This window comes from Tatumella sp. JGM118 (genome assembly GCF_018257515.1).
Classification (GTDB): Bacteria; Pseudomonadota; Gammaproteobacteria; order Enterobacterales; family Enterobacteriaceae; genus Tatumella; species Tatumella terrea.
Window position 1 is genome coordinate 155,490 of sequence record NZ_JAERJR010000005.1, and the last position, 22,969, is coordinate 178,458.

Annotated in this window: 18 protein-coding genes; 11 read left to right on the plus strand and 7 right to left on the minus strand. The window is 51.5% G+C overall.

What is annotated here, in order from left to right; all coding sequences use genetic code 11:
* Positions 1 to 45 precede the first annotated feature (45 nt).
* On the minus strand, positions 46 to 651 hold the full coding sequence (gene yihX / locus JK223_RS07670; protein ID WP_212713599.1) for a glucose-1-phosphatase: 606 nt from the start codon (positions 649 to 651) through the stop codon (positions 46 to 48).
* Between the two features lie 226 nt (positions 652 to 877).
* Entirely contained in the window at positions 878 to 2,701 is a 1,824-nt protein-coding gene (typA, locus tag JK223_RS07675; RefSeq protein ID WP_212713600.1) for a ribosome-dependent GTPase TypA, read from the minus strand.
* Positions 2,702 to 3,154: 453 nt separating this feature from the next.
* Between typA and glnA the strand changes: the two genes are divergently transcribed.
* The 3 genes from glnA to glnG all read left to right on the plus strand — a co-directional run bounded on the left by glnA (position 3,155) and on the right by glnG (position 7,249).
* On the plus strand, positions 3,155 to 4,564 hold the full coding sequence (gene glnA / locus JK223_RS07680; RefSeq protein WP_212713601.1) for a glutamate--ammonia ligase: 1,410 nt from the start codon (positions 3,155 to 3,157) through the stop codon (positions 4,562 to 4,564).
* A gap of 218 nt (positions 4,565 to 4,782) precedes the next feature.
* Positions 4,783 to 5,832, plus strand: a complete 1,050-nt coding sequence (gene glnL, locus JK223_RS07685; protein ID WP_212713666.1) for a nitrogen regulation protein NR(II) — start codon at positions 4,783 to 4,785, stop codon at positions 5,830 to 5,832.
* 7 nt (positions 5,833 to 5,839) lie between these two features.
* Complete coding sequence (gene glnG, locus JK223_RS07690) at positions 5,840 to 7,249, plus strand: nitrogen regulation protein NR(I) (RefSeq protein ID WP_212713602.1); 1,410 nt, start codon at positions 5,840 to 5,842, stop codon at positions 7,247 to 7,249.
* A 40-nt stretch (positions 7,250 to 7,289) separates the two neighbouring features.
* On the opposite strand, the gene hemN is transcribed toward glnG, so the two are convergent.
* Both hemN and yihI read right to left on the minus strand, forming a co-directional pair.
* On the minus strand, positions 7,290 to 8,663 hold the full coding sequence (gene hemN, locus JK223_RS07695; RefSeq protein WP_212713603.1) for an oxygen-independent coproporphyrinogen III oxidase: 1,374 nt from the start codon (positions 8,661 to 8,663) through the stop codon (positions 7,290 to 7,292).
* Between the two features lie 228 nt (positions 8,664 to 8,891).
* Positions 8,892 to 9,404, minus strand: a complete 513-nt coding sequence (yihI, locus tag JK223_RS07700; RefSeq protein ID WP_212713604.1) for a Der GTPase-activating protein YihI — start codon at positions 9,402 to 9,404, stop codon at positions 8,892 to 8,894.
* A 450-nt stretch (positions 9,405 to 9,854) separates the two neighbouring features.
* Here yihI and yihA point away from each other — a divergent pair, with 450 nt between their 5' ends.
* Both yihA and JK223_RS07710 read left to right on the plus strand, forming a co-directional pair.
* On the plus strand, positions 9,855 to 10,487 hold the full coding sequence (yihA, locus tag JK223_RS07705) for a ribosome biogenesis GTP-binding protein YihA/YsxC (protein ID WP_212713605.1): 633 nt from the start codon (positions 9,855 to 9,857) through the stop codon (positions 10,485 to 10,487).
* 1,248 nt (positions 10,488 to 11,735) lie between these two features.
* Entirely contained in the window at positions 11,736 to 12,320 is a 585-nt protein-coding gene (locus JK223_RS07710; RefSeq protein WP_212713606.1) for an NUDIX domain-containing protein, read from the plus strand.
* A gap of 193 nt (positions 12,321 to 12,513) precedes the next feature.
* On the opposite strand, the gene JK223_RS07715 is transcribed toward JK223_RS07710, so the two are convergent.
* Positions 12,514 to 13,260, minus strand: a complete 747-nt coding sequence (locus tag JK223_RS07715) for a 5'-nucleotidase, lipoprotein e(P4) family (protein WP_212713607.1) — start codon at positions 13,258 to 13,260, stop codon at positions 12,514 to 12,516.
* A 174-nt stretch (positions 13,261 to 13,434) separates the two neighbouring features.
* Between JK223_RS07715 and fecI the strand changes: the two genes are divergently transcribed.
* The 3 genes from fecI (at position 13,435) to fecA (ending at position 17,369) form a co-directional block, all read left to right on the plus strand.
* Positions 13,435 to 13,956, plus strand: coding sequence for a ferric citrate uptake sigma factor FecI (fecI, locus tag JK223_RS07720; RefSeq protein ID WP_212713608.1), 522 nt, complete (start codon positions 13,435 to 13,437; stop codon positions 13,954 to 13,956).
* A complete protein-coding gene (gene fecR, locus JK223_RS07725) occupies positions 13,956 to 14,915 on the plus strand; it encodes a ferric citrate uptake sigma factor regulator FecR (RefSeq protein ID WP_212713667.1) in 960 nt (319 codons plus the stop codon). Before fecI ends, fecR begins: the two co-directional genes overlap by 1 nt.
* Positions 14,916 to 15,008: 93 nt before the next feature.
* Entirely contained in the window at positions 15,009 to 17,369 is a 2,361-nt protein-coding gene (gene fecA / locus JK223_RS07730) for a TonB-dependent Fe(3+) dicitrate receptor FecA (RefSeq protein ID WP_212713609.1), read from the plus strand.
* A 64-nt stretch (positions 17,370 to 17,433) separates the two neighbouring features.
* Here the strand turns inward: fecA and JK223_RS07735 are convergent, their stop codons facing one another.
* The gene (locus JK223_RS07735) at positions 17,434 to 18,153 is read right to left on the minus strand and encodes a dienelactone hydrolase family protein (protein WP_212713610.1); all 720 of its coding nucleotides are present in this window, start codon (positions 18,151 to 18,153) and stop codon (positions 17,434 to 17,436) included.
* 365 nt (positions 18,154 to 18,518) lie between these two features.
* Here JK223_RS07735 and JK223_RS07740 point away from each other — a divergent pair, with 365 nt between their 5' ends.
* The 3 genes from JK223_RS07740 (at position 18,519) to JK223_RS07750 (ending at position 21,651) form a co-directional block, all read left to right on the plus strand.
* Positions 18,519 to 19,772 (plus strand): dicarboxylate/amino acid:cation symporter, encoded by a 1,254-nt coding sequence (locus JK223_RS07740; protein ID WP_212713611.1) that lies wholly within the window; start codon positions 18,519 to 18,521, stop codon positions 19,770 to 19,772.
* A gap of 182 nt (positions 19,773 to 19,954) precedes the next feature.
* Complete coding sequence (locus tag JK223_RS07745) at positions 19,955 to 21,073, plus strand: ABC transporter substrate-binding protein (RefSeq protein ID WP_249213522.1); 1,119 nt, start codon at positions 19,955 to 19,957, stop codon at positions 21,071 to 21,073.
* A gap of 140 nt (positions 21,074 to 21,213) precedes the next feature.
* Positions 21,214 to 21,651 carry an NUDIX domain-containing protein gene (locus JK223_RS07750; RefSeq protein ID WP_212713612.1) on the plus strand — a complete coding sequence of 146 codons (438 nt, stop codon included), beginning with the start codon at positions 21,214 to 21,216 and terminating at the stop codon, positions 21,649 to 21,651.
* A 368-nt stretch (positions 21,652 to 22,019) separates the two neighbouring features.
* Here the strand turns inward: JK223_RS07750 and JK223_RS07755 are convergent, their stop codons facing one another.
* Positions 22,020 to 22,820: a MetQ/NlpA family ABC transporter substrate-binding protein gene (locus JK223_RS07755; protein ID WP_212713613.1), complete on the minus strand. Its 801-nt coding sequence runs from the start codon at positions 22,818 to 22,820 to the stop codon at positions 22,020 to 22,022.
* Between the last annotated feature and the right edge of the window lie 149 nt (positions 22,821 to 22,969).

Sequence of the window (22,969 nt, forward strand, 5' to 3'; positions counted from 1 at the left end):
GTTGAGCTCCCTGCCAGTGAAATGAAAGTGCCGGAGACCTGCCGGCTAGTGAGCCGCGGCACGGTCAGAAAACCACTCTCTGAGGGTTTCAGGACCGGTGACCAACACACTGTTGATGCCGAGGCGCTGAGCAGCCTCGATATTCTGCGGATTATCATCAAAGAAGACCGCCTCCTGTGCCGTCACTCCTTCTTTCCTCAGTACGGCCTCATAGATCTGCGCTTCAGGTTTACGCATCTGCATTTGCTGTGAGAGATAAATAGCATCGGCCGCGTCAGTGACCTGCGGATAGTGTTTTGGCCAGAACTCGCAGTGCTGGTTATTGGTATTAGACAGGATGACCACCCGGTGACCTTGTGCCCGTAGTGCATTCATTTGTGCGACCACCTCGTTCCGGACATCCACAAAAACGGCCTCCCAGCCAGCCGCAAACTGCGCATAGCTGAGGTTAATTTCCAGCATCTTACAAAGAGAGGCAGCAAACTGCTGATCGGTCAGCTCCCCGCGTTCATGCTGTTCAAAGGCTTCGTCGAATGTAAAACGGTGCTGTAATAATGCGAGCGGTACGCCACTGAGATGGCTCCAGACACCCAGCGCCCGTTTGAAATCGATATCAACGATGACATTTCCTAAATCAAAGATATAGAGCATAGTCGTCTCCCTGCTTGTTACCGGTCTTTTCACTTTAGCGGCAAATAGCCCCGGTTAACAGAGAGGCCGGTAGAGAAAAATCCGGAGAAAGGTAAAGCGCCCGCCGGCAGCAGAGGCAGAAAAGCGACAACCGTGGGGTGCGGAGACAGGCCCGCGCTTTAACGAGCCTTTCTGCAGACATAAAAAAACCCCGGCGAGCCGGGGTTTTGCGTTACAGCACGCTCAGTTAAGAGTCTTTGCCGCCACGTGAAGCACGTTTACGCTCATTCTCAGTCAGATGGCGTTTACGGATACGTACAGAGGTCGGAGTCACTTCAACCAGTTCATCGTCATCGATGAATTCCAGCGCCTGTTCCAGAGACATCTTGATAGCAGGAACCAGAGTGGTTGCTTCATCCGTACCGGAAGCACGCATGTTGGTCAGTTTTTTACCGGTCAGGCAGTTCACGGTCAGGTCGTTTGAACGTGAGTGAATACCGATAATCTGGCCTTCGTAAACTTCAGCACCGTGACCCAGGAACAGCTTACCGCGGTCCTGCAGGCTGTACAGTGCGAACGCAACCGCTTTACCCTGGCCATTAGAAATCAGTACGCCGTTCTGACGCTGACCGACTTCACCCGGACGCAGATCACCATAATGACTGAAGGTCGAATACAGCAGACCGGTACCTGAAGTCATGGTCATGAATTCGTTACGGAAGCCAATCAGACCACGGCTCGGGATTTCATAGTCAAGACGCACACGGCCTTTTCCATCCGGATCCATGTTCTTCATGTCACCTTTACGCTCACCCATCGCCTGCATCACAGCACCCTGGTGCTGTTCTTCGATGTCCAGGGTAACGTTCTCGTAAGGTTCCTGCTTACGACCGTCAACTTCGCGGAAGATAACTTTCGGACGGGATACCGCCAGTTCGAAACCTTCACGACGCATGTTTTCGATCAGTACCGACAGGTGAAGTTCACCACGACCAGATACACGGAATGCATCAGCGTCTTCGGTTTCTTCAACGCGCAGAGCAACGTTATGTACCAGTTCTTTCTTCAGACGATCCAGGATCTGACGTGAAGTGACGTATTTACCTTCTTTACCACAGAATGGTGAGGTGTTTACGCAGAAGTACATGCTGACGGTCGGTTCATCAACGGTCAGTGCCGGCAGTGCTTCAACATTCTGTGGGTCACAGATAGTGTCAGAAATGTTCAGCTCGCCCAGACCGGTAATTGCGATGATGTCTCCGGCTTCCGCCAGGTCGCTGTCGATACGTTCCAGACCCAGGTGGCCCAGGACTTTACCGACTTTACCGTTACGGGTTTTACCTTCGCTATCGATAACAGTCACTTGCTGGTTAGGTTTTACCTTACCACGCTTGATACGACCGATCCCGATAACACCCAGGTAGTTGTTGTAATCCAGCTGGGAAATCTGCATCTGCAGAGAACCATCCAGATCAACGTTAGGCGCAGGGACGTGCTTAACGATAGCTTCGTACAGTGGCGTCATGTCTTCCGCCATTGCCGCATGATCATCACCGGCAATCCCCTGGATAGCCGATGCATAGATGATCGGGAAATCCAGCTGTTCGTCGGTCGCGTCCAGGTTAACAAACAGGTCAAAGACCTGATCGACAACCCAGTCAGGACGTGCGCCCGGACGGTCAATTTTGTTGATAACGACGATTGGCTTCAGACCATGAGCAAATGCTTTCTTGGTTACGAAGCGCGTCTGTGGCATCGGGCCGTCGATAGCATCAACAACCAGCAGCACAGAGTCTACCATCGACATCACACGTTCCACTTCACCACCGAAGTCGGCGTGTCCCGGAGTATCGACGATATTGATTCGATAATCGTTCCACTTAATCGCGGTGTTTTTCGCGAGGATAGTAATCCCACGCTCTTTCTCCAAATCGTTGGAGTCCATCACACGTTCAGTTGCTTCGGTACGGGCATCAAAAGTACCGGACTGTTGTAACAGCTTATCAACCAGGGTCGTTTTTCCATGGTCAACGTGCGCGATGATGGCGATATTACGCAAATTTTCGATCACAGCTTTGCCTCAGGCATTAGAAATAGCGCGCTATTGTACACGGATTAGGCGAAAGACTGAACATGATCACAGTATTCCGTGTAACTTTCTCACGACTTTTTTTACTGGCCTGTATCCGCAGCAGATTACGTACATTTTTAGTGCAATGCATGGCGACCAAAACAGCATTGCACTATACTGGTGCACCATAGCTCACCATGATTCCCCATTTTGGTGCATTGCGCCAGTATAGTGCCTTCGCTGTTTGACCCCGATTGCCGTCCGGCCCCTGTTTTCCGGCGAAATAAAAAGTTGGCACAGTTTTCGCTTAACCAGTGATAAGCAAAAACGCCAGTTTCACAACGTTTGAAACGCTTGTCGGGAACTTTAAACCGGGAATTCACAGCGCCTCGTGAGTCATCATCGGTTCAGTTCTCTATCCACGACAACAATGATTATTTCAGGAGAGTTAGTATGTCCGTTGAACACGTTCTCTCATTGATGAACGAACACGAAGTTAAGTTTGTTGATCTCCGTTTTACCGACAGTAAAGGTAAAGAGCAGCACGTCACCATCCCTGCTCACCAGGTCAACGAAGACTTCTTTGAAGAAGGAAAGATGTTCGATGGCTCATCCATCGGCGGCTGGAAAGGTATTAACGAATCAGACATGGTGCTGATGCCGGATGCGACCACCGCGGTACTGGACCCGTTTTTCGAAGACCCGACCCTGATCATCCGTTGTGATATCCTGGAGCCAGGCACGCTGCAAGGCTATGACCGTGACCCGCGTTCTATCGCGAAACGTGCTGAAGACTTCCTGCGCACTTCCGGTATCGCTGATACCGTACTGTTCGGACCGGAACCCGAGTTCTTCCTGTTTGACGATGTACGTTTCGGTTCAACCATGTCGGGTTCTCACGTGGCTATCGATGATATCGAAGCGGCATGGAACACCGGTAAAGCCTATGAAGGCGGTAACAAAGGCCACCGTCCTGGTGTGAAAGGCGGTTACTTCCCGGTACCTCCGGTCGATTCATCACAGGACCTGCGTTCTGCCATGTGTCTGACGATGGAGCAGATGGGCCTGGTTGTTGAAGCTCATCACCACGAAGTGGCTACTGCAGGTCAGAACGAAGTCGCGACCCGCTTTAACACCATGGTGAAAAAAGCCGACGAAATCCAGATTTATAAGTATGTGGTACACAACGTGGCACATGCTTACGGTAAAACAGCGACCTTTATGCCAAAACCTATGTTTGGCGATAACGGTTCAGGTATGCACTGCCATATGTCACTGGCTAAAGACGGTAATAACCTGTTCTCCGGTGACAAATACGGCGGCCTGTCTGAAACGGCACTGTTCTACATCGGCGGTATTATCAAACACGCAAAAGCGATCAATGCCCTGACTAACCCGACCACTAACTCTTACAAACGTCTGGTTCCGGGTTATGAAGCGCCGGTCATGCTGGCTTACTCAGCCCGTAACCGCTCAGCCTCAATCCGTATCCCGGTTGTCGCCAGCCCGAAAGCTCGCCGTATCGAAGCGCGTTTCCCGGACCCGGCGGCTAACCCATACCTGGCGTTCTCAGCACTGCTGATGGCGGGTCTGGACGGTATTATCAACAAAATCCATCCTGGCGATGCGATGGATAAGAACCTGTATGACCTGCCTCCTGAAGAAGAAGCAGAGATTCCAAAAGTTGCAGGTTCTCTGGAAGAAGCACTGGACGCACTGAACGAAGACCGTAGCTTCCTGACCCGTGGTGGCGTATTCACCGATGATACTATCGATGCCTATATCGCCCTGCGTAAAGAAGATAACGACCGTGTGCGCATGACTCCGCATCCGGTAGAGTTCGAGCTTTACTACAGCGTTTAATCTCTGTTGCAGAGTTGTTGGCGTGGAAAAATTCAGCCCATCTCCGGATGGGCTTTTTTCTCAGTAATTTCAATGTGTAATAATTTTTTATGCTGGTTATACTGCCAGTTAACCGCCTTTCATTGATGGTCAGGCAGACAACAGTCCGTATCACACTGATGTTTAACTCCGGAAGACACCTTTGACGGGCTTTATCTGGTAACGCGGAGATGGAAAAAATGATAACCAACACACAATCCGATGCAGTGCAGATACTCAACTCTCTCATCAACAGTGTGTTAGTAGTCGATGATCAACTGGTCATCCATTATGCGAACCCGGCGGCATTGCAATTACTGGCACAAAGTTCACGTAAAATTTTTGGTACACCGTTACCGGAACTTACCGGATATTTTTCTCTGAATATCGAGGTGATGCAGGAAAGCCTGAAATCAGGCCTGGGATTTACTGACAGCGAAGTGACGATAGTGGTGGATGGCAGGGCACATATTATGTCCCTGACCGCACAGACGTTTCCTGACCAGAAAGTCCTGCTGGAAATGGCCCCGATGGATAACCAGCGCCGTCTGAGCCAGGAACAGATTCAGCATGCACAACAGGTGGCCGCCAGAGACTTAGTCCGTGGACTGGCCCATGAAATCAAAAACCCGCTGGGGGGATTACGCGGAGCGGCTCAGCTGCTTTCAAGAGCACTTCCGGACCCGTCGCTCAATGAATATACCAAAGTTATTATTGAGCAGGCCGACCGTTTACGTAATCTGGTCGACCGGTTACTGGGCCCACAGCAGCCAGGGATGCACGTCACTCAGAGTATTCACCAGGTGGCCGAGCGTATTGTCAATCTGGTCTCGATGGAGTTGCCGGAAAATGTCTCTCTGGTGAGGGATTATGACCCCAGTCTGCCGGAACTGGCCCACGATCCGGATCAGATAGAACAGGTGTTACTGAATGTGGTACGAAATGCCCTGCAGGCATTGGGAGAGGCAGGAGGAACCATTACCCTGCGTACCCGTACCGCATTTCAGCTCACCTTGCACGGGGTACGTTATCGTCTGGTTGCCCGTATCGATATAGAAGATGATGGCCCGGGCATCCCCCAGCAACTGCAGGATACATTGTTTTATCCCATGGTGAGTGGACGAGAGGGGGGGACCGGTCTTGGATTATCCATTGCCCGAAGCCTGATTGACCAGCACTCAGGAAAAATAGAATTTAACAGTTGGCCAGGACATACCGAATTCTCGGTTTTCCTGCCTATTCGCCAGTGAGGTTACCATGCAACGAGGGATAGTCTGGATCGTCGATGACGATAGCTCCATCCGCTGGGTGCTTGAACGTGCGCTCACTGGAGCCGGTGTCAGCTGTACGGCTTTCGAGAACGGAAACGACGTACTGAATGCACTCGCCAGTAAGACACCTGACGTATTATTGTCAGATATCCGCATGCCGGGTATGGATGGCCTTGAATTACTCAAGCAAATTAAGAAACGTCATCCAATGCTGCCGGTCATCATTATGACGGCACATTCTGATCTTGATGCTGCAGTCAGTGCCTATCAGCAAGGGGCTTTTGATTACCTGCCAAAGCCTTTTGATATCGACGAGGCCGTCGCGCTCGTCGAACGGGCGATTAGCCATTATCAGGAACAACAACAACCCAGAAACCATCCTGACAGCGGCCCCACCACCGATATTATCGGTGAAGCCCCCGCCATGCAGGATGTTTTCCGTATTATCGGTCGTCTGTCACGGTCATCGATCAGTGTACTGATCAACGGGGAATCCGGTACGGGGAAAGAACTGGTGGCGCATGCCTTACATCGCCATAGTCCGCGGGCAAAATCACCGTTCATCGCACTGAATATGGCCGCCATCCCGAAAGATCTGATTGAATCAGAGCTGTTTGGCCACGAGAAAGGCGCATTTACCGGAGCGAATCAGGTCCGCCAGGGGCGCTTCGAGCAGGCGGACGGCGGAACGCTGTTTCTGGATGAAATTGGCGATATGCCACTGGATGTCCAGACCCGGTTATTACGCGTGCTCGCCGATGGTCAGTTTTACCGGGTCGGAGGATATGCCCCGGTTAAAGTGGATGTCCGGATCATTGCCGCAACTCACCAGAACCTGGAGTTACGGGTTCAGGAAGGCAAGTTCCGTGAAGATTTGTTCCACCGTCTGAACGTGATCCGCATTCATCTGCCGCCGCTGCGTGAACGCAGAGAGGATATTCCCCGCCTGGCCCACTACTTCCTGCAGGTCGCAGCCCGGGAACTGGGCGTGGAAACCAAAATCCTCCATCCGGAAACCGAAGCAGCCCTGACCCGCCTGCACTGGTCGGGGAACGTCAGGCAACTGGAGAATACCTGCCGCTGGCTGACCGTCATGGCTGCCGGACAGGAAGTACTGATTCAGGATCTGCCTCCGGAACTGTTTGAAACGACGCCGGCAGAAACCCCGACACAATCGTCACCGGACAGCTGGGCGACCCTGCTGGCACAATGGGCTGACCGGGCGTTACGTTCCGGTCATCAAAACCTGTTATCCGATGCACAACCGGAAATGGAAAGAACATTGCTGACGACCGCTCTGCGCTTTACCCAGGGACACAAGCAGGAAGCAGCCCGCCTGTTGGGCTGGGGAAGGAACACTCTGACCCGGAAACTGAAAGAACTGGGAATGGAATAACCTCCACTCCTGAGAACCGGCAGCCAGACTGCCGGTTATTTCAGATAACGCGTGAGAAGTGTTGCTGACGTACGGTAGTACGCAGATACCGGTCAAAACACATGCAGATATTACGGATCAACAGCCGTCCCCGGGCCGTCACCCGCAGGCAGTCCCCTTCCCGGATGACCATACCATCACGGATAAACGGGCTTAATAACTGCAAATCCTCTGAGAAATAGTCACTGAAATCGATACCCCACTGCTGCTCCGTCTGGCGAATATCCAGTGAGAACTGGCAAATAAGGGCTTTAATCACTTCCCGACGCAGACAATCATCGCTATCCAGGCTGACTCCGCGCCAGAGCCCGGTCCCCTTTTCAGACACACTCTGGTGCCACTGATTAAGGACCTTATGATTCTGCGCATAGGTATCCCCAATCATACTGATGGCCGATACCCCCAGCCCCAGTAAATCGGTATTTCCCTGGGTCGTGTATCCCTGGAAGTTCCGGTGTAATACCCCCTCCCGCTGCGCTATCGCCAGCTCATCCTCCGGTAAGGCAAAGTGATCCATACCGATAAACTGATAGCCGCCTTCCGTCAGGGTGGTAATGCTCTGCTGCAGAATAGCCAGTTTCCGGGCGGCATCAGGGAGATCAGCCGTTTTTATCTTGCGCTGAGCGGCAAACAGCTCCGGCATGTGGGCGTAATTAAACACACTCAGGCGATCCGGGCGTAATTCCAGAACCTTTTGTAGCGTATAGGCAAAACTTTCCGGGGTTTGTTTCGGCAATCCATAAATTAAGTCAATGTTTCCGGACACAAAACCCAATGCTTTCGCCCGTGCCATCAGGGCAAAAATAAAGTCTTCATCCTGCTCGCGGTTAACCAGTTTCTGGACCTGCTTATTGAAGTCCTGAACGCCCATGCTCAGCCGGTTAAAACCTTCCTGTTTCAGGTGATCGAGCATCTCCAGCTCAATTTCGCGCGGGTCCAGTTCGAGAGAAATTTCGGCGTCCGGAGCAAAACGGAAGTTTGCCTTCAGGCAGGCCGTCAGACGTGAGACCTGAGCGGCACTAAGAAATGTCGGCGTTCCCCCGCCCCAGTGCATCTGCGTCACTGTCCGGTCACGAAAAAGAGGGGCACGCTTCAGGATCTCCGCTTCCAGCGTATCCAGATACTGATCCGCTTTATGCCCCTGCCGGGTGATCTGCTTATTGCACCCACAGAAATAACATAAGCGATGACAAAACGGGATATGGAGATAGAGGGAAAGCGGACGTTGCGGATAGCGACCGGTCGCCTGCAAAAAGTCCTGTTCGGTGTAGCGTTGATCGAACTCAAGGGCGGTGGGATACGAGGTATAGCGCGGCCCGGAATAATTATATTTTTCGATTAACGGCTGGTCCCATTCAATCTGAGGTACAGACATACTCACTCCTTCCGGTGGCGGGCTCTGAAAGCAGATCGCGCAACTCCGGAAGAAGGGGGCCGGTATCGGCGACGCAACCGCGATTTTAATCGTGACAGACGCCGTAGTTTACCGAAGAAGAACAGGAGAAAACACGCATACAACAGCGCTAAAATTGATCCTGGCCAAAGCATGGTTAACTATTCTCAGTGGAGGGTACAAAATTTACTCTGCACCCCGGAAAACTGATTAGTTACCCTTAAGTAACCGGTACATATCTTCTTCTGCTTCAGCATCCTGCGTTTCGCTGTCTTCATCCAGATCAATACCCAGTTTTTCCATCAGGACTTCGATACGGTCCAGCGTCGTATCCAGCCAGGTCTGCTCTTCTGCAGACAACTTCACGCCATTTTCCAGTTGATCCAGCAAAGTATCCAGACGCTCATTGCTTTCCAGCGCGGCCAGTTCTTCACGGGCGCTGAGCGCAGGAGCCACTTCGCGGGGCTTAACCACGGGTTTTGCGGCCACTGCGCCTTCGGCAACCAGAGGCACAGGTTTTTTACTGCCCAGACGCGGGTCGTTCAGCGCTTTGTCTTTACCTTTACCATTGCCCTGTGCATTGGCCGGGTTTGCACGGCTACCGGCCGTCAGGCCTTTATGTCTTTTCTGCCGCTGACGGTCACGGCCTTCCATATTCAGTTCGGCGCGCGTTTTACGCTGAGGTGCGGATTTACCGCGCGGTGCTTTGGCAGGTTGTTTCATGGTGTTCAGTCTCAATGGTTTTTCTTTAGTATAGAATTGCGGCGGAATCTAGCAGAAACCAGCACAATAAAAAAGCGACAGCTGCGGGTATCGCGCATTTATCAGAACCCAGAGGCCTGTTGCAGCTCCGCGAAGCCCGTTATGTGGCCCGGCAACCGGTATTTCTCCCCCCGCAGATCAGCCCTGAGTCAACCGCCGGGCGGTTAACCTGTCTGTGTAACAATAGCAGGAAAACCCGCGGGTCAGGGGATAACACACCAGTGTGCGTCTGATCTCAGACCGGTGATATGACGGAGGCTGAACAGCGCGCATCACCGGTCACCGACGAACGTTCCCGCCGGGTATCACCGGCAATCAAATCGGTCGCGGATCACATTGTATACAGGCACTTTGCCGCCATAACAGGTATACTGCCGTTATTACCCTGACCTTATTATGCGGAGTTTGACCTTGTCTGGATGGAATTATCACGTTACCCACTTTGTTACCAGTGCCCCGGACATTCGCCATCTGCCTGTCGATAGTGGTGTGGAAGTGGCTTTTGCCGGACGTTCTAATGCAGGTAAATCCAGTGCGTTAAATACGTTAACCAATCAGAAGTCGCTGGCCCGTACCAGTAAAACCCCCGGCAGGACCCAGCTGATTAACCTGTTTGAAGTCGCTGACGGCTATCGTCTGGTGGATTTACCGGGTTATGGTTACGCGGAAGTCCCGGAAGAGATGAAACTGAAGTGGCAACGCGCGCTGGCGGAATATCTGCAAAAGCGGGATTCATTAAAAGGACTGGTCATTCTGATGGACATCCGCCATCCGATGAAAGACCTCGATCAGCAGATGGTGCAATGGGCCGTTAACAGCCATATTCCTGTACTGGTGTTACTGACCAAAGCCGATAAACTGGCCTCCGGTGCCCGGAAAAAACAACTGAACCTGGTACGTGAGCACAGCCAATCGTTTGAAGGCGACGTTCAGGTAGAAATGTTTTCTTCACTGAAGAAAATTGGCGTTGATAAATTAAAAAATAAACTGGACGAGTGGTTCAGTACTTATTCCGTCAGTGCCGGAGATAACGCCGACGTTTAATTCCTGCACCGGGTTTCCTGCCGGTACCCTCGCCCTGTTTCCCATAAAAAACGCCCCGGTCACCGAAATGACCGGGGCGGCTAATATTCAGCCAAATCCGATTACGTGAAGTAAAAGGTCTGAAAGATAGAACATCTTACCTCTGTACCCTACGTCTGAAAATGTACCTGATTTTCCGGACCCGATAAAGCATTTTCTTGCTCTTTTTTTAATAGTTTCGGCGCTTTATTCATCAGTAAATATAAAATAAAAAAATGACCCGGGTCATCCGGCATAATAAAAACTTATTCCGTGGAAAAAGAGAATATTTCTTCTTTTTACCGTATATTTTCATTTCTTATTCGTGATTTATCGCGTTTCTTCATGCCTCTTCCTGGTAAATGGCGGTCGACCAGAAACAACAACAGACTGAAAATTAAGGGGTTTATGAAAACACCCGGAAATAGTGCGTATCTGCTTTTTATGAAAATATGAGCTCTTTTCCTTTCCGGAAATACAACATCGCACATCATTTACAAAACATTCAACACCAAATATATAAACAATTAATTAACGCACGCGTTTTTACGGCATAGCAACTCCGCCTTCAGCGGCAGACATCGCAACCGATAGCAGCCTTTCACTCGCCGTCGCCTGTAAAACATAATATGGATACCGCCTCCGTCCCCCGCAGATATAGATAAACGAATCAGCTTTTTATTTATATTTATCCATCCTCTCTGGATTTTAAGTGAGGACCTTTTCCTGGACACAATATCCCAAAAAATAATCACTCTCATAAAGTAAAAAACCCTTCTTTTTACGAATTATTATCATGAAAGCAGCACAATGCGCAGACGCTTTCACAATACGGCGATATTCAGTCTGGTATTGCCGGCACATCAGCATAAACGTCAATCGGTTCAGCGGCCGATGCCCCGGAGGGTAGCCCTTCCGGATGTCCGGTGATCGTGGAGGAACACAAACCCGACGGAAAAAGAGGGGGAGGGTTTTCCCCCGATGACCGCTAACAGCGGTACCGCCAGAGCCGGGCCGGATACCGACTCGTCATCGCCCAGTGACAATATGAGCGCCTCTGTCAGGACCTGAGCGCGAACGTTAGCTTCTGAGCTACGCGCCCGGTGAAAAGGTAGCCTGGATTGTCTTTTTTCATGGTATAGCCCCCTCCCCCCGACACTGATTGCCTGTTAAGGTACAGAAGAATGACGGGATTATCTTCCCGACGGCCCACCCGATGGAGACCATACCGTGAAATCACCGAATGACAGAATCCGGATAGTCGATGTCAGAACACTTTCTGATGACTGGTATCTGCTGGAGAAATATACCTTTGATTTTCAGTGCCATGACGGCTCGTGGCAGCGGTTAAACCGTGAGGCCTATGATCACGGTGACGGTGCGGCGGTATTACTTTTTAACCGGGAGAAAAGGACGGTGATCCTGACCCGGCAATTCAGGCTGCCCGCCTTTGTTAATGGTGGCGAAGGTATGCTGATTGAAGTCGCGGCCGGGTTACTGGAAGCAGAAGACCCTGAGACCCGGGTGCGTCAGGAGGCCGAAGAGGAAACCGGCTACCGGATAAGCCACGTCAGAAAAGTCTTTGAGGCCTGGATGAGTCCAGGATCGGTCACCGAAAAGTTACATCTGTTTGTCGCGGAATATCATCCTGAAGATCGGGTTTCCCGCGGAGGAGGACTGTCAGAAGAAGGCGAAGATTTGGAAGTGCTTGAAATGCCCTTTACCGAAGCCATGCAGGCCATGAACAACGGCACCATCAATGACGGGAAAACCATTATGCTGCTGCAGTACGCGGCCCTGAATCAGTTAATGTAACTCCCCGTTGACCGGTGATCATGCCAGCCTGCCCCCTCTCACGGAAAGCAGGCCAAAGGGGCAGGATAAGCGGGCAGACGTTACCAAAAGCCGGCAGGAAAATATATCGACTGCCGGTCGTCCCCCGGACGTTTCACTGTTCAGAGGACCAGGCCGGTCAGTCGGTGAGAAGTCACTTCCCGACCTTAACTCCTCAGTGCTTCCATGGCGTCAGGGTGGCATCCGTCCAGGAACCATAGGCGGCGTTCGGTAACACAATCCAGTCATCAGCAAAATGCGCTTCGTTCTCTGCGACTAACTGGCGCTGCTGATCGGTGGTTTTTTTATTCTTAAACTGCGCCGAGAGATCCGGCAGACTGTCTCCGAATAACATGATGATCGGGTAATGCTGGCGGATGGTTTCGCGTCTGGCCTGCTTAGAGGCGGTATCCAGCAGAACATTGTCTTCTGATACCTGAGGTAACCCCAGCGAACGGAGTAATGCCAGAGTCTGTGCTTTATTCGCCTGACTGCGGTCGGAGACATAAAAAATATGCACCTTCTTCGCATTCACGGCCTGCAGAAACGCTTTCGCACCAGGGATGAGTCCGGGATGTCCCGATTTCTCCCATTCGTCCCACGTATCCCAGCGGGTGAAATCGTGGCAATTTTCGATATCCCTGACCATTAACGGCGTGTTGTCCAGTACAGTTTCATCCAGGTCCAACACCACTGCCGCTTTTTCCGGCTCCGCCAGTCGGGCAACTTTTGCCTGAAAGGTCTGCTGTGCAAATTTATAGGTCTGCAACTGCAGGGCCATAATCTCTGCAGATTTCTGCTGATAACGCAGAGCCATTTCATAGGTTTTCGGGGCACAGACTGCAGGGACATCAGCACTTCGCGATGCAAAGCTGACCAGCGGGAGCAGAATGAGGGGCAGGATTTTTAACTGACTTTTCATAACGTTGGCTCTCTCAGAAAATTTCCGGGCATAGTATCCCGACAGTATGACAATTTAATGATCAACGCAAATCACCTGACCCGTTATCCGATGCGATAAATACGCCCGGCATTGAAATGATAACTATTCTCATATTAATATGCAGTCTGACCTTAACCTGTGACGCCTGCTGCCATGACTGATTCCGTCCTTCCCTCCTCCGGCCTGACGCTTGATAAGCTTTATCATTCACATCATGGCTGGTTAACGGTATGGCTTACGCGGAAATTACACTCCTCTTTTGATGCCGAAGACGTGGCCCAGGACACTTTTTTAAGGCTCCTCGGGAAAGACACGACACAGACCATCCGCGACCCGAAATCTTTTCTGTGTACGGTAGCGAACCGGGTCATGGTCGATCTGTTCCGCCGTCAGGCACTGGAAAAAAGTTATTTGCAGATGCTGGCATCTCTGCCTGAAGCACAGCGCCCGTCAGAAGAAACCCGACAGATCCAGCTGGAAACCCTGCAACAGGTCGATCGCATGCTGGACACTCTCAGTGAAAAAACCCGCAAGGCTTTTCTGTTTTCTCAGCTGGACGGAATGCAATATCGCGATATTGCAGAAGCCCTGGGCGTATCAGTCAGCTCGGTGAAAAAATATATCGCTAAAGCCACGGAGCATTGTCTGCTCTTCCGGCTGGAGAACGGACTGTGATGCAGGGTTCGCTGACAGACGCCAGACGGCGCGCACTACGCTCGGCATCCTGGTGGTATGCACAGCTCAATGATCCGCAGGTGACACCGCTACAGACCAGGCAGTGGCAGCAATGGATGAGCGGAAATACCGATAATCAGTGGGCATGGCAACAGGTTGAAGCCCTGCGTCAGCAGATCACAGACCTGCCTGCCGGCTCCGGCCGGTGTTTACTGAAGGACTCTGCGGCAACACGCCGTTCGGTACTGAAAGGACTGCTACTGCTATTCGGTGGCGCCGCTACCGGCTGGCCGGTATGGCACTCCGACATAGCTGAAGGTCTGCGGGCCGATTACCATACGGCGAAGGGGCAGATGATGCAGCAGCAACTGGCTGACGGTTCCTCCCTGGCGCTGAATACCGGAACTGCCGTCAATATCCGTTTTGACCCGCAGCAACGTCTGGTCCGGCTGCTTTACGGTGATATTGCGATCACTACCGGCAAAGACAGCCTGCACCGTCCGTTTCGGGTGCAGACCCGCCAGGGAGTGATGACGGCGCTCGGGACTGTTTTTTCTGTCAGACAGGACGAGGAGAGTACATTACTCACGGTCAGTGAACATGCGGTAAAGGTCGGGGTACCGGATGCCCCCGGTCAGTTCAGGCTGGTGCGTGCAGGGGAAAGTCTGCGCTTTACCCGTCACGCTTTTTCGGCGATTCAACCGGCAGACCCTCAGGAAACCGGATGGCAACGGGGGATCCTCAGTTTCAGTGACCAGCCGCTGAGTGAGGTAGTGGCAACGCTATCCCGTTATCACCGTGGACTGATTCGCTGTACAGGGACCGCAGGGGAATTCCGTCTGAGCGGCACCTTTCCGATATTTAACCTTAAAGCCACCCTGACGGCTATTTCCGCAACACTGCCGGTGACAATCCATACCCTGACACAGTACGTTATCGTCATCAGCAACAAAAGGTGAACGATAATAATAAAAATTATCATTCCTTTTTGTACTTTTTCCGTTCTCATACGACTTCATCAGTGAATACTAAAAAATTATGATGGAGAAAGTATGACCACTTCAGACAGCGTATCCGTAAGAAGATCGCGGCAATCGCCTTCTCTGGCCCTTTGGCTACGTATGAGCCTGTTGGCCGGGATGGGCCTTTTCACTACCGGGAGCTTCGCCGCTTCTCTGCCGCAAACGCATCACTATCAGCTTGCGGCGGATTCCCTGGATAACACGCTGAACCAGTATGCCGCACAGAGCGGAATTACGTTATCGATGGATGCAGGACTCACCCGCGGCAAGCAAAGCCGTGGTCTGAAGGGTGACTACACGGTAGCAGACGGCCTGCAGGCACTGCTGGCCGGAAGCCAGTTACAGGCTAAAGCTCTGGGTCCCGACAGCTGGACACTGGAGCCGGTCCCCACCGTGCAGGGTAACTCAATGACCGTGGTGGGTGACTGGCTCGGGGAAGCCCGGGAAAGTGATGTTTTTGAACATCCCGGAGCCCGCGATGTCATCCGCCGCCAGGATTTTGCTAAAACCGGGGCAACCACGATACGCGATATTATGAACCGTATCCCGGGTGTCAATGCGCCTGATAATAACGGGACCGGTAGCGATGATCTGGCAATGAATTTCGGTATTCGCGGGTTAAATCCGCGTCTCGCAACACGTTCAACCATATTGATGGATGGCATTCCTGTGCCCTACGCCCCATACGGGCAACCGCAACTGTCTCTGGCACCGGTATCTCTGGGGAACATGGATGCGGTCGATGTGGTACGGGATGGCGGTGCCGTTCGGTACGGCCCACAGAGCGTCGGCGGGGTCGTCAACTACGTGACCCGGGCTATCCCGAAAACCTTCGGCATCGAAGCCGGGGTCGAAGGTATGCTCAGCCCGACCTCATCACAGAACAGCCCGAAAGAGACCCATAACCTGATGGTCGGCGGAACCGCTGATAACGGTTTCGGCAGTGCATTGCTCTATTCCGGGACCCGGGGCAGCGACTGGCGCCAGCATAGTGCTACCCGTATCGATGATATTATGCTCAAGAGCCGCTACGCGCCTGACGGTGTGAATACGTTTAACAGCCTGCTGCAATATTACGATGGCCGGGCCGACATGCCGGGAGGCCTCAGCCGGGCTGACTACCAGGCTAATCGCTGGCAGTCTACCCGCCCTTACGATCAGTTCTGGGGACGCAGAGAACTTGCCAGCCTCGGCTATCAGTACCAGCCGGATACACAGCATAAATTTAATGTGCAGGGGTTCCTCACCCATACACTGCGAAGCGGCTATCTTGAACAGGGCAAGAAGCTCACCCTCTCCCCGCGGGAGTACTGGGTCAGAGGGATAGAGCCACGCTACAGCCAGAGTTTCCTTTCTGATGGTGTCGCCCAGGAAGTCAGTGTCGGTTACCGCTATATCAGCGAATCCAGCCATGAAATGCGTTACTACACATCGACGGCCGGCGGTATTCTGCCGACCGCCTATAGCCCGTATGACCGGGATACACGTTCAGGCACGGAAGCCCATGCGTTCTATGCCGATGACCGTATCGATATTGGAAACTGGACGGTAACCCCGGGGATGCGCTTTGAGCATATCGAGTCGTTCCAGAATAATGCTCTGACTCATACACATCAGCAAATCAGCTATAACGCACCGTTACCGGCCCTGAGCGTACTCTATCATCTGACCGATAGCTGGAACCTGTATGCCAATACCGAAGGCTCGTTCGGGACTGTGCAATACAGTCAGATTGGTAAAGCGGTCAGCAGCGGGAATATCGGGCCGGAAAAAGCACGGACCTGGGAAACCGGAACCCGATACGATGATGGTTATCTGAGTGCCGAAGCCGGGATCTTCCTGATTAATTTCAATAATCAGTATGACTCAGACCAGATCACTGACTCTGTCACGGCCCGCGGCAAAACCCGACACAGCGGGCTGGAATCTCAGGTCCGTTATGATATGTCAGCGCTGTCTCCGGCACTGGAGGATCTGTCGGTCTACGCCAGCTACGCCTATGTAAACGCTGTGATCCGTGAACATGGAGAGACTTACGGTAATCAGGTGCCCTTCTCCCCGAAGCATAAAGGTGTGGTGGGACTCGATTACACACCGGGACAATGGCGCTTTACTCTGAACGGTGAGTATCAGTCGTCACAATTCGCCGATAACGCCAATACCGTGGCAGAAAGTGCCGATGGGAGTACCGGGCGTATTGCCGGATATATGCTGTGGGGCGCGCGTGTCGGATATGATTTTGGACCGCGTTATTCCAGCCTGAAGGTGGGCTTCGGGGTTAAAAATATGTTCGATCAACCGTATTTTGTCCGTTCTTATGACGATAACAATAAAGGGCTGTATGCCGGGGAACCGCGTACATTCTACCTGCAGGCTTCAGTGAAACTGTAAGCCTCAGGCAGCAAGAGGTCTTTGACTCTCCCCCGCAGGCGATGATGCCTGCGGGGGAGGTGTATCAGAAGACTTCGGCTAATAACGCAAACATCGCTTTAAAAGCACGGTCACTGACATCAGCATTGTATTCGGCAACGCCTTCAACATTCGCGTTCACATCCGTGAAGGAGTGAACGGCACCTTTATAGCTGTTCAGTTTCCAGTCGACGTTAGCCGACAGCATTTCCTGCGCAAAGGCAGGAAGTTGTTCGCGTGGTACCAGCGGATCGCCGGACCCGTCCAGCACCAGGACCGACCCCTGGATCTTCTTCGCATCATACTGACCGCAGGTATCCAGTCCGCCGTGGAAAGAGACGGCTGCTTTGATATCGGCTCCGCTACGGGCCAGTTCCAGGACATTATGTCCACCTAAACAGAAACCATAGGCCGCAATTTTCTCTGCAATCACAGGCGCATCGGTCTGTGCTTTCAGGGCATCAATGGCCAGCGCCATACGCCCGACTTCCTGCGGGGTGTTTTTAACCGTCATCATAATTTCACCGGCTTCTTCTGCGGAAGACGGACGCTTGCCCTGCCCGTACAGGTCGGCAATCAGTACAACATACCCCTGAGCAACCGCTTTCTCTGCCAGTGACACGGAAGCATCGGTGACACCCATCCAGTTAGGGGCCATGACTAAGCCTGGTGCCGCAACTTTGCTGCTGGCATCAAATACCAGGATCCCTTCTAAGTCAGTGCTGTTGTCGCGATAAACGATTTTTTTCGATTGAATATGGCTCATATGTTTTCCTGATCAGGTGAATAAACGTAAAAATGGTTCTGTCACGCGGTACAGGCGCTCTGCCGTGCACACACCATGACTGATAATCGCTTCCGGTGCAAAAATTCCCGTGATAAGCATCTGTGCTGTTTTAATAATATGCCACAGACAGAAAATTCCCGTTTCATCCCCATTGCGGATTATAGATACCGGTAAACGGTATAATTCCCGAATGAACACACTGAAGCGAGTCAGTTCATAAAACTACCAATTTTTACTTTAACATAGTGATCTTATTTGCTTTTAATTAACATGCTGTTACTTTTTAGCGCGTAGTTGATAGCGACTATAAAAATAAACGTCATACTTATAAGACTGGAATCATTATGAAAAAAACGCTGTTCAGCAGCCTCTATATCCAGGTGATCATCGCCATTGCATTGGGTATTTCATTGGGTCATTTTTATCCGGAAATCGGAACACAGATGAAGCCTTTCGGGGATGGCTTTATCAAACTGATTAAAATGGTGATAGCGCCGGTGATTTTCTGTACTGTCGTGACAGGCATTGCCGGCATGGAGAGTATGAAAGCCGTCGGCCGGACAGGGGCGATTGCACTGCTCTATTTCGAAATTGTCAGTACCCTGGCGCTGATTATCGGGCTGATTATTGTCAATATTGCGAATCCTGGCGGTGGCATGAATATTAATCCCGCCAGCCTGGATGCCTCGGCCATTGCCACTTATGCCGAACAGGCAAAGAGTCAGGGGGTCGTTCCTTTCCTGCTTGATATCATTCCAAACAGTGTCATCGGGGCCTTTGCCAGTGGTAATATTCTGCAGATCCTGATGTTCGCCATTTTGTTCGGATTTTCCCTGCATCGCCTGGGCAATACCGGTCAGTTAGTCTTCAATGTTATTGAACACTTTTCTAAGGTGATATTTGGCATCATCAATATGATCATGCGTCTGGCACCGATCGGTGCTTTCGGGGCAATGGCATTCACTATCGGGAAATACGGCATCGGTTCCCTGTTACAACTGGGCCAGTTGATTATCTGCTTCTACATTACCTGTATTCTGTTTGTCGTTATCGTCCTCGGGGCGATCGCACGCTACACAGGTTTCAATATTTTTAAATTCATCGGCTACATCAAAGATGAACTGCTGATCGTTCTGGGAACATCGTCCTCAGAATCCGTCCTGCCGCGTATGCTGGATAAGATGGAGGCTCTGGGATGTAAGAAGTCGGTGGTGGGTCTGGTGATCCCGACCGGATACTCGTTTAATCTGGACGGTACCTCGATTTATCTGACGATGGCGGCGGTCTTTATTGCCCAGGCCACCAATACACATATGGATATTTTCCATCAGATAACCTTGCTGGTGATCCTGTTGTTATCATCAAAAGGGGCGGCAGGCGTGACCGGCAGTGGCTTCATCGTTCTGGCGGCCACCTTATCTGCCGTAGGCACACTCCCGGTCGCCGGTCTGGCTCTGATTCTGGGTATTGACCGCTTTATGTCTGAAGCCCGTGCTCTGACCAACCTGATTGGTAACGGCGTAGCGACTATTTTTGTGGCGAAGCGCGTGGGTGAACTGGACGAACAAAAGATGCATAACACCCTGAACGGTAAATAATCAGTTCGGTCTCCCTCCCACACTGTTCACTCCCGTAAAGGGGGTGAACAGTGTCTCCGGAGCCCGCTTACCGACGCTCCGTCTGACGAATTGCGGGTCCCTTTCTGCCATTACCTCTGTTAAATTATCCCCCCTCCCGGGATGACGGGATCCCTTAGCTAACAGACAGGCAAACAATTGAAATGAAATTTGCAAAAAAAATCATTTTTACCTTAGCCATGATGGTGATGCCGGTCGCGCCGACCCTGGCGGAGACAGTGACCGACCTGCTTAACCGGCAAGTTGATATTCCGGCCGTCCCTCATCATATTATGCTGGCAGATGCCCGCGCGATTGAGGCGATGAGCATCATCTTTAACGGCGATCCTTCGTCCGGCATCGCTGCCTGGGATGACTCCTTAAAGAAGAAATCTCCGGACATTATGGCGGCATTTGCGGCCAACTTTCCTGCTCTGAAGACCATCCCTACATTTGGTAACCCTTACACCACCACCTTTGACGTCGAGAATGCCGTTGCCCGGAAAACGGATCTGGTCATTTTTGATATCGGTCTGGTCAGTAAACTGAAAGATGAAGGGGTAATGGATAAGCTTAACAGCCTGCATATCCCGTATATTTTTATCGATTTCCGGCAGAAACCGTTACAGAACAGCGCAAAAAGCATTCAGTTATTGGGTGACGTTTTCCATCAGCAGAAAAATGCAACGCGCTATCTGGACTTCTATCGTCAGAGAATGTCGCTGATTGAGCAACGGGTCGCAACCCTCAGTCCGCAGCAGCGCCCGACAGTGTTTATCGAGCGTAGTGCCGGCATTCTCGGTGATTTCTGTTGCAGCACCTTTGGTCAGGGCAGCATGGGCGAATTCGTCCAGGCGGCCGGTGGCATTAACCTGGGCGGTAAACTGTTTGACGGAATGGGCGGCGATGTCACCCTGGAAAAGATTATCACGCTTAATCCGGACTTTTATCTGCTGACCGGGGCTGACTGGCAGGGAAATCGTAAGGCATCGGCATCAATCCCTCTGGGCTACGGACTCCCGGCCAGTACAGCCAAAGAGAAGCTGGCTGCGCTGATGAACCGGACCGGCTTTAACGTCCTGCAGGCCACACAGAATCATCATGTGCTGGCCATTTACCATCAGTTTTATGATCTGCCTTCCAATGTGGTCGCGGTAGAAGCCATCGCGAAATTCCTGCATCCGCAGTTATTTAAAGATATTGATCCGCAGGCAGACCTGGAAAATATTCATCAGAACTATATGGGCCTGAAGACCTCCGGCACCTTCTGGGTTTCTCAGTAAGACTGCGCCCCATGGCTTTAGCTTCCCGCCACGGGGCATTTGCCTTTGCCCTTAACACAGCTCCGACTGAAAAACGCCCATCATTACCCTGTTCATGTGATAACGTCTGATGAAACAGATAATGTAACCGGGATCAATTTATGAGTGCAGAACGTTACACACTTTCCGTCGCCGTTTTCATCTTACTCCGCCAGGATAACGAAATTTGTATGCTCAAAAGAAGCGGTACAGGATGGATGGACGGTTACTATAGCCTGCCCGCCGGGGGGCTTGAGGACGGTGAAACACTTTCCATGGCTGCAGCACGCGAGTTAAAAGAAGAAACCGGGGTGAGCATAGCCCCTGAAAAATTACAGCATGCCCATACCCTGCATGTCCGGACGGAGGGTCGCTCGTGGATAGGGCATTTTTTTACCGGCAACACATGGACAGGAAAGCCCCGACTGGCTGAACCAGATAAACACTCTGAAATTATCTGGAAACACCTTACCCGGCTACCGGAAGAAACCGTCCCCTATGTCAGACAAGCTATTGAAGAAATAAACCAACAGAATCCATATTCAGAATATGGGTGGTAACCCTGCCCGCAGTGATTACTCTCTGGCCATCTTTCGCGCTGTACGAAAATGTCCGCAATGTCAGAGGACTTCACAGCCATCCGGGTCTCTTATCCATTAAAGCCTCCTGCAATCACACCAACATTTTAATATCTGGTAAAGTAACTTATCGGCGATTTTTAACTGAATACAGGACTGAATCTTTGACATCTCCTGAGCGGTCTCGTTTGACACAATAATCCGGCGGATAGCGGTTTGATTGATTAGCGGGATCTTCGCAGAGGTAACCGCACCATAAGATAGCGGAAGTCAGAACGGTGGCCGGGAAGTAATACAGAGAACAGACTAAGTAAACAGCCCCCGACAGATGTCGGGGGGTAACGCAGGGATTACCAGGCTTTAATCACATCACCTTTATAAATTTCATTCGCTTTATCCAGGACTTCCTGAGACTGGAAAGCCTCTTTCAGCTCCTGAAGTTTTTTGTCGTTAATATTATCCTTACGTGCCACCAGCACATTCAGATACGGCGAGGCTTTGCCTTCCATAAACAGACCATCACGCGACGCGGATAATCCCGCCAGCGAGGCAAAGTTATTGTTAATCACCGACAAATAAACTTTCGGGTCATCCAGTGTACGGGCAAGCTGTGGCGTATCCACCTGCAGGATATTCAGATGTTTCGGGTTAGACGTGATGTCCAGTACCGTCGGCAGTAAACCGGCTTCCGGTTTCACCTTCAGCAATCCCTGAGCCTGTAACAGCAGCAGGCTGCGTCCCAGAGTGGTGGCTTCATTCGACAGCGTGATCGTCGCGCCATCAGGAAGCTGACTGATATTTTTGATCTTTTTAGAATACGCCGCGATTGGGAAGATAAAAGTCTTACCTAAAATTTCGAAAGGATAACCGCGCTCTTTTTCCTGCATTTCCAGATAAGGCACACTCTGGAACGCATTGGCATCCACGTCTTTATTCAGCAGGGCTTCATTCGGCTGTACATAATCATTGAATGCAATCACCTTCACATCAAGATGATACTTGTCTTTCGCCACCTGTTTAACGGTGTCCCAGAGTTGCTGATCCGGCCCGGTGTTAATCGCGACTTTTACGCTGTCCTGATCGCTTTGCTTACAGGCACTCAGTAATAAAGCGGACAAAACGATGGCCGAAGACAGTAATATTTTTTTCATTGGAAACTCTCCCTGTGTCAGTTTAACGGCACTATAAAGGAAGTCTGGACGTCTGTACATCTAAAAGTTAACTGCGCTTTTTGCTCTGACGGTTCCTCATTTCTCCCGGCCACCCGCGGCTGGTCAGGGTAAAAACCTGCGGGCTGATC